This window comes from Micromonospora rifamycinica (assembly GCF_900090265.1).
Classification (GTDB): Bacteria; Actinomycetota; Actinomycetes; order Mycobacteriales; family Micromonosporaceae; genus Micromonospora; species Micromonospora rifamycinica.
In genome coordinates this window covers 1586942-1595107 of sequence record NZ_LT607752.1, presented here as the reverse complement: position 1 = coordinate 1595107, position 8166 = coordinate 1586942, and the positions used below count along the sequence as shown (strand labels likewise).

4 protein-coding genes are annotated in these 8166 nt (G+C 77.7%); all 4 read left to right on the top strand.

Annotated elements, in window-relative coordinates; all coding sequences use genetic code 11:
- Positions 1 to 8: 8 nt before the first annotated feature.
- The 4 genes from GA0070623_RS06680 (at position 9) to GA0070623_RS06665 (ending at position 8112) form a co-directional block, all read left to right on the top strand.
- Positions 9 to 1097, top strand: a complete 1089-nt coding sequence (locus GA0070623_RS06680; protein ID WP_067307506.1) for a hypothetical protein — start codon at positions 9 to 11, stop codon at positions 1095 to 1097.
- Positions 1094 to 2173, top strand: a complete 1080-nt coding sequence (locus GA0070623_RS06675) for a hypothetical protein (protein ID WP_157517527.1) — start codon at positions 1094 to 1096, stop codon at positions 2171 to 2173. The genes GA0070623_RS06680 and GA0070623_RS06675 overlap by 4 nt, the downstream gene beginning before the upstream one ends.
- Before the next feature lie 6 nt (positions 2174 to 2179).
- Positions 2180 to 4636 carry a hypothetical protein gene (locus GA0070623_RS06670; protein ID WP_089003949.1) on the top strand — a complete coding sequence of 819 codons (2457 nt, stop codon included), beginning with the start codon at positions 2180 to 2182 and terminating at the stop codon, positions 4634 to 4636.
- A 95-nt stretch (positions 4637 to 4731) separates the two neighbouring features.
- Positions 4732 to 8112, top strand: coding sequence for an AAA family ATPase (locus GA0070623_RS06665; protein ID WP_089003948.1), 3381 nt, complete (start codon positions 4732 to 4734; stop codon positions 8110 to 8112).
- Positions 8113 to 8166: the final 54 nt, after the last annotated feature.

The following is an 8166-nucleotide window of genomic DNA, read 5'->3' as shown; positions in this document are numbered from 1 at the left end:
GTGGGGGCATGACCACGACGACCGGGCCGACCACCGATCGGCGTACCGCCGTGCACCGGCTGTTGCTGCGTCTGGCCGGGCAGGTCCCGGACGAGGTGGTCAGCGCGGCCCGGCAGTGGCTCGCGGCGGATCAGCTGGCCGAGGTGGCCCAGGCGGTGGCGTTCACCTGCCTGACCGGGGGCGTCGGGCTCACCGCGCCCGAGCACGTGCTGCTCGCCGGGGTCCTGGCCGACGCCGGTGCGGACGGCGACGTGCTCGCCGGGCTCCCCACCGGCGAAGCCCCGCCGGTGGCGTACGGGATGGCCCCGGTGGGACCGCAGGTGCTGGCCGCTGCCGGCGGGCGGATGCCGTACAGCATGGACCTGACCGTGGGTGGGGACGGCCCGGGCGGGCCCGACGACCTCGACCGGGCCGCCGTCGCCGCGGTGGCTGCCGCACCCGGGCCGGTGGGGCTCTGGCGGGCCTGGCGGTACCCGGCCGTGGACACGCCGTATCCGGCGCCGAAGCGGCTCTACCTCGTGCAGGGCGCGGAACCGGTCGCCCTCGCCGCACGGGTCGGGTCCACCCTCGAGGCGGCCGGTGAACGGCATCCGCTGGTGGAGGCGTTCGGTGAGCCCGTGGAGCTGCCGGAGTACCAGCGACGGGCGTTGGCGTACTCGGCGCTGCTCTGGGCGGACCGCCCCGCCGGGCCGCTGCGGACGGCCGCCCCACCGGACCCCGCCGCCCCGCCCGGCACCCTCACCGACGACGAGGCGGAACGGGTCGTCGCCTACCTCGGCGCGGGGGTGCCGCTGCTGACCAGCCCGCACCGGTCGGCCGACGGCTTCGATCCGGCGTCGGCCGCCGACCCGGTGCCCACGGGTGTCCGGGGCGACGGGCGGTGGCTGTGGCCGGAGGCGGTCACCTACTACGCCGACCAGTACGGTTTCGCCCCCGAACCGGACCTGCTCGCGGCGATCCGGGCCGCCGACTACACCGCCCCGACCCTCGACGCGGTGGCGGTGCACCGTTCGCTGTCGTACCTCTTCGCGGCGTTGTGCGACCCCGCCCGGATCGGGGTGAACCACCCCGGCGGATCCCCCGTTGTGGAGGCATGAGCGTGCCGTCGGCGATGCACCGGCTCCTGCTGCGGATCGCCGGGCAGGCTCCCGCCGTGCTGCTCGGCACCGCCCGCGCCCGGCTGGCCGACGGTGCGGTGACCGAGGTGGCCCGGATGGTGGCCTTCGCCGCCGTCGCCCGGCAGATCCGGCTGACCGACCCCGACGTGCTGCTGCTCAGCCGGGTGCTCGTCGCCGCCGGCGCGGCCGCCGACCTGCTCGCCGACCTGCCCCGAGCCGGGGACGACCGCACCCCGCCCTACCTCTGGACACCGGACCCACCCGCCGACCCCGGCCCGCCCGGGTCGGCCCTCTCGGGTGTGCACCCGCCGGTCGGGGACGTCGCGTCCGGTGGCGTGGACGAGGTCGACCGGGCCGTCGTCGACGAGGTCGACCGGGCCGTCGTCGACGCCCTCGGCGGCGGGGAGGAACAGCCCGCCGGACTGTGGCGGGCCTGGCGACGTCCGGCCCCGGCCACACCGTACCCGCCGGCCACCCGGGTCTACCTGGTCCAGGCCCGCGCCGGGGCGGTCGCGCTCACCGCGCGGCTCCAGGCCGCCCTGGTGGCGGTGGGCGAGACAGCCCCGCTGGTCGAGGTGTTCGGGCACCTCGCCGGGCTGCCGGCGTACCACCGGCGGGCGCTCGCGGGGGCCGTCCTGCTCTGGGCCGCCCGGCCGGCCGAGCGGGTACGCGTCGCGGCGACCTTCGACACCCTCGACGCGACCGGGAACCCGACCTTCGGCCCCGACCGGCCCCGACTGTCGAACACGGAGGCGAACCGGGTCGCCGGCTACCTCGCCGCCGGGTTCCCCCTGCTCACCGGCCCGGCCCAGGTGCCCGACGTGGTCACCCCGGGCCGTACGGTGCCGGTGGACCTGCTCGGCGACGGCCGGTGGATCTGGTCCGCCGCCACCGCGCACTACCTCACCCGGTACCGGATCGCCCCGGACGAGGGTCTGCTGGCGGCGATCCGGGCGGCCGGCTACGCGCCCCCCGACGTGGACGCGGTGGCGGTGCACCGGTCCCGGGCGACGCTGGTCGAGGCCACCGGCGCGGTCCGACGGACGGCGGGCTGACCGACGATGACCGACCCGCCCGACCCCGTGCACGCCGCCGTCGTCGGTGCCGTGCTCCTCGTGCACGCCGCCACGGAGCCGTACGCCGCCCTGGCCGGGGTGGCCGCCCGGCTGCCGGCCGACCCGGACCGTACCGTGGTGCTCTGCTCGGCGGCCGTGTCGGCCCGACCGGACCTGTTCGCTCTCCTGGCCGACCTGCTGCCCCGCCAGCTCGGCGGGTCGGCCGCCGGGTTCCGGCTGGTCCCGCTCGGCGGCTACGCCGACCCGGTGGCGGTGCCGGACGCGGCGGCCGGGCTGGCCTCGGATCTCGGGATCGACGGGGCGGTGCCGTTGGACGCCCCGGCCGTGTCCACCCGGGCGGTACCGGCGGCCCGCCGGTGGATCGTCGCCGACGGCGGCCCGGCCCGACCGGAGCAGCCGCCCGCCGCCTGGTGCCCACCGCCTGCCGGACCGTCCCGGCCGGTCGACGCGCCCGAGGGCTGGCTGGTCGCCCCGGTCGGGGACGGCTACACGTGGCTGCCCGCCGCCTGGCCACCGCCGCCCGCCGGGGACACGGTACGGGCGGAGCGGGTGGGCGGTGACGGTCCGGCTGATCCCGGCGGGCCGCCGCCCGGCGACCGGGGTCGCCCACCGGGTCGACCCGTCCCCGGTGGCTGGTCGTTCCTGCCCGGGGACGACCTGCCGGGACGGCGGGCTCCGGTGCCGCTGGACGTCTTCCTGGTCGAGGTGGCGCTCGGCGCGGGCGGCTTCCAGGTGGACGGCCGGCCGGTGCCGCCCGGGGTGCTCGCCGGTCACCTGGCGGCCCTGCCGCGCGTCGGACGACCCGTGGTGCTTTGCGGGGACGCACCGTACCCCGCCACGGCCGGGATGCTGTTCGGGACTCTCGCCGACGCCCTCGGCGTGCCGGTCGTCGCCGGTGACGCCCGGGTCGGGGTCACCGCGACGGGGCTGCTGACCACCACGGGCACGTTCCGCCGGTGGTGTCCCCGGCCGGCGGCCGGCACCGCCCGCACGGTGACCGACCTCGGTCCGGTGCTCCCCGCCCCGGCCGCCCTCCCCGCCCCGGCCGCTCTGCCCGCCGCGTCCCCCACGCCACCCGTCGCCCCCGCCACACCCGAACCGCCCGGCACCGCGCCTGTTATGACGGGTGCCGCGCCTGCGATGACCGGCACCGCGCCTGCGATGACCGGCACCGCGCCTGCCGTGACCGCCGCCCGCCCGGACGGGCCGGCCGCCGCCACATCGGACGGTTCCGCGGCGGCCCGCGCGGCCCCGGGCGTGCTGCTGGTCGGCGGGTCCGCGTCGGCCGTCGACCCGGCAGCCGTGCCGGCGGACGGTGCGGGCCGGTGGCAGCGGCTCACCGCTCCCGGGCTGGACCTGCTGCGGACGGGGTCGCCGGAGGTGACCGGAGACGGCCGTCCGCCGGCCCCGGAGCGGACGGACGCGCCTGCGCCCGGCCCGGAGAGCCCGCCCCCCGGTCCGACCGCGCCACCCGCCGCAGCCCACGACCACCCGGCCCCGGCACCCGGCCGGCCGGACACTCCGGTCGGGACATCCGACGCGGCGTCCGGCCGACCGGAACCGGTGCCCACTCCGGTGGCCGACCCCGGCGTGCCGCCGGCCGCCGTCCCCGGGCCGCGACCGGCTCCGCCGGGTCCGACGCGGGTTCCGGTGACGTTCCGTCTCGACCGGAGTGCGCCCACCGCCGGGGACCGGACGGCGCTGCGGCGGATCCTCGCCGGCCGTTACGACTCGTACACACAGGTGGTGACCCGGACCCTGGCGGAGGAGCCCGGGCTGCGGGTGGCCGCGGTGAGCGCGCCGGACCTGCCGGCGGGCCTGGTCGCGGTCCGCGCCTACTGCGCCGGCGAACGGCAGACGGTGAACGCGGTCCTGCGGGGCGAGGCCGCACCGGCCGACGATCCGGCGGTGCTGGCCCGCTGGGTGGGCTACGGGCTGCGGCGCCTGCCGGTGGTCTTCGGCCCGGTCTTCCGGGCCGCGGCCGTCGCGCCGCCGTCGAGCTACCCACCCGGCACGCTGCTGGTGGAGCCGGCCTTCCTCGACGTCGACCCGACGCCCGCGCCGGTGCCGGACGCCGGGGTGCGGTTCGTGATCTGGTCCGTCGGCGCCCGCCGGCTGGGCGGTCTGGGCACGGCCGGCACCGGGGCCCGCGCCGCACCGGCCGGCGTCCCCACCGGGGCACGGACCGACGGTACGGCGGTCTTCCCCGCCGGGACCTGCTTCCAGGTGCTGGCGGACGAGCCGGTGGGCGACCGCGAGCCGCGGCAGGTGTTCCTGCGGGAGTTGCCGGCCGGCCGGCCGACCCCGGGCGGCGAGCAGACGCTGCAGCGGTTGCGGACGGTAGCCGGGGCGGGGGACGTGCCGGGCGGCGGTACCCCGCCGTTGCCGGTGGGGGTCGGCGTCGACGGATCGGGGCGGTTGTTCGCCCCGCCGTCGGGATGACCGCCGGTGGTGGGATGGGTCGGCACGACGGAACCCGCCCGACGCCGGTCGGCCGGCGGCACACGGGGATCAACCAGACGAGAGGGTGGTGAGGGGTGAACAGCACCGTGATGGCGGTCTCCCAGACGGAACCGGGGTGCCCGCCGACGATCGCCGGCGCGTTGGCCGTCGCCCCGGTCGGTGCCACCGTCGTCGTGCAGCCGGGGGTGTACCGGGAGCAGCTCCAGCTCGGCGGCGACGTGACGCTGATCGCCGAGGAGGGACCGGGCACGGTCACCATCGACGGGGGCGACGGGGTGGCGCTGCACGTCGGCGCGGGAGAGGTGACGCTGCACGGGATCGAGCTGCTCGGTGGTGGCGGGCACATGCCGGCCGTCCAGGTCGGCGGCGGTCGACTGGAGCTCACCCGGTGCGGCGTGCGGGCCGGTGGTGTGGTCGCGGTGCACGTGCCCCGGGGCGAGCTGACCATGCGGGACTGCCGGGTGGGCAACCCCGCCGGGGCGGGCCTGCTGTTCGAACGCGCCGGCACCGGTGAGGTCGTCCGCACCACGGTCGCCGGGATCGGCACCGTGGCGGTGGCCGTCACCGGCGGCGACCCGGTGCTGCGCGGCTGCACGATCACCGACGTACGCGGCAGCGGGCTGTTGTGCACCGGCGGCGGCCGGGGGCTGGTGGAGCAGTGCGTGGTCTCCGCCGTCGACGGCCCCGGCGTGGTGGTCGAGGACGGCACGATCCGGCTGGTCGACACCCGGATCGTGGACACCGGTGGCACCCCGCTGCTGGTGACCGGGGGCAGCCCCGAGCTGACCGGCTGCGAGATCCGCACGGCGACCGGCCCGGCGGCGCTGGTCGACGGGGCCGCCGACCCGACGCTGCGCGACTGCGTCCTCGGCGTCGAGGGCGGGCACGGGCTGAGCGTCCAGGCCACCGCCACCGGCAGCTACCTGGGGTTGCGGGTCGAGACGACGACCGGGGCCGCGGTGGTGGCCAGCGGCACGGCGGCCCCCCGGATCGAGGGCGGCACGTTGACCGCCACCGACGGGGTCGGTCTGCTCTTCGTCGACGCGTCGGCCGGTGCCGTCCGGCGGGTGACGGTCGTCGGATCCCCGGGCGGGCTGCTGGCCCGGGGCACCGCCCGCCCGGAGGTCGACGATCTGACCGTCACCGCGCCGGCCGGAGACGGGCTGCGGGTCGCGGAGTCGGCCCGGCCGAGGGTCCGGCGGGGCGAGGTGACCGACGCCGGGTCGGCCGGCGTGCTGGTGACCGACGGGGAGTTGACCGTGGAGGGGGTGACCCTGCGCGGCTGTGCGACCGGTCTGGTGGTGACGGCCGGGCGGTTGCGGGCGACCGGGGTGGACGTGCTCGACAGCCGGGGTGCGGGGTTGACCGCCCAGCGCGGGGCGACGGTGCAGCTGCGGCGCAGCCGGGTGCGGGGCGGCGACGGGCCGGGGGTGTGGTTCGCCGGGGAGTCGCAGGGCGAGGTGACCGGGTGCGAGGTGTTCGGCAACACCGGGCCGGGGGTGCTGGTGCAGACGCGCCGGCCGGTGCGGCTGGTCGACACCGAGCTGCGGGGCAACGCGGGCGGTCGGCTGCGTACCACGGTGGATGACGCCGCGGTGGAACTCGTCGGCACCGACGCCGGTCCCGCGCCCACCGGCCGGGCCGGTGACCCCGTGCCCGCCGGCCCGCCGGCGGACGGTCCGCACCGGCCGCCGGAGCCGGCCGGGCGGCCCGATCCGGTGGTCCCGGCGCGGGCCGCCGACCCCGCCGTGCCGGCGACGCCGTCGGCCGGTGCCCCGCCCGCCGACGATCCGGCCGCGCCACTGCTGGCCGAGCTGGACACGCTGGTCGGCCTGGCCGGGGTGAAGCGGGAGGTGGCGACCCTGGTCGGGCTGCACCGGATCAGCCGGCGCCGGGCCGCCGCCGGGCTGCCGGCCCCGCCGATGTCCCGGCACATGATCTTCGCGGGTGCGCCGGGCACCGGGAAGACCACCGTGGCCCGGCTCTACGGCCGGATCCTGGCCGCCCTCGGCGTGCTGCCCGGTGGCCAGCTGGTCGAGGTGGCCCGCGCCGACCTGGTCGCCGAACACATCGGTGGTACGGCGGTGAAGACCACCGAACGGTTCCGGGAGGCGATCGGCGGGGTGCTGTTCATCGACGAGGCGTACACCCTCGCTCCGGTCGACGGGGGTGGCTCGGGGCACGACTTCGGTCGGGAGGCGGTCGACACGCTGGTCAAGCTGATGGAGGACCACCGCGACGAGGTGGTGGTGATCGTCGCCGGTTACTCGGCGCAGATGCGTACCTTCCTGGCGGCGAACCCGGGGCTGGCCTCCCGGTTCTCCAAGACCGTCGAGTTCGAGAGCTACACCTCGCCGGAGCTGGTGCAGATCGTCGAGCGGCTGTGCCGCAGCCACCACTACGCCCTGGAGTACGACACCCGGATCGCCCTGGAGTCGTGGTTCGAGTCGATGCCGCGTACCGGTTCGTTCGGCAACGCCCGGGTGGCCCGGCAGACGTTCGAGGAGATGGTCAGCCGGCAGGCGTTCCGGCTGTCCGACACCGGCGCCGCCTCGGGGGTGGAGCTGGCCCAACTGCTGCCGCAGGATCTGGCCGAGCCGGCGGCCGGTCCGGTGGACGACGAACCGCCGGCCGGCGCGGTGGACACGCTGCTGGCCCGGCTGCACGCCATGATCGGGCTGGACGCGGTGAAGCAGGAGGTCGCCGACCTGATCGACCTGCTGGCCGCCGTACGGACCCGGGTCCGGGCCGGGCTGCCGGCGCCGTCGGTCTCCCGGCACCTGGTCTTCTCCGGGCCGCCCGGCACCGGCAAGACCACGGTGGCCCGGCTCTACGGGCAACTGCTGACCGCGCTGGGCGTGCTGCGCGGCGGTCAGCTGGTCGAGGTGGCCCGCGCCGACCTGGTCGGTGAGTACGTCGGGCACACCGCGCAACGCACCCGGGAGGCGTTCGACCGGGCCCGGGGCGGGGTGCTGTTCATCGACGAGGCGTACACATTGGCCCCGGCCGACGCCCGCAACGACTTCGGCCGGGAGGCGATCGACACCCTGGTCAAGTTGATGGAGGACCACCGGGACGAGGTGGTGGTGATCGTCGCCGGCTACGAGGCGGAGATCGAGCAGTTCCTCGCCGCGAACGCCGGCCTGGCCTCCCGGTTCTCCCGGCGGGTCCACTTCGCCCCGTACACCGCCGACGAGCTGGTCGCCATCTTCGAGGGTCTGGCGCGGGCCGGCGGCTACGACTGTCCGGGGGAGACGCTGGCCGCCCTGCGGCAGCACTTCGAGCAGGCGCCGCACGGGCGGGCCTTCGGCAACGGCCGGTACGCCCGCCAGGTGCTCGACGAGGCGGTGACCCGGCAGGCGGGCCGACTGCGCGGGCTGACCGGGCCGACGGTCGCGGACCTGCGTACCCTGCGCTCCGAGGACGTCACCCCCGCGACGGCCGTACATGCCTAGCCGGCCGCGACGGCCGTGCCTGCCCGGCCGGCTGCGACGGCCGTGCCTGCCCGG

What these genes read in the sequence shown, in the direction of transcription:
- GA0070623_RS06680 (WP_067307506.1), top strand. Translation starts at nt 9, where the DNA reads ATGACCACGACGACCGGGCCGACCACCGATCGGCGTACCGCCGTGCAC.
- GA0070623_RS06675 (WP_157517527.1), top strand. Translation starts at nt 1,094, where the DNA reads ATGAGCGTGCCGTCGGCGATGCACCGGCTCCTGCTGCGGATCGCCGGG.
- GA0070623_RS06670 (WP_089003949.1), top strand. Translation starts at nt 2,180, where the DNA reads ATGACCGACCCGCCCGACCCCGTGCACGCCGCCGTCGTCGGTGCCGTG.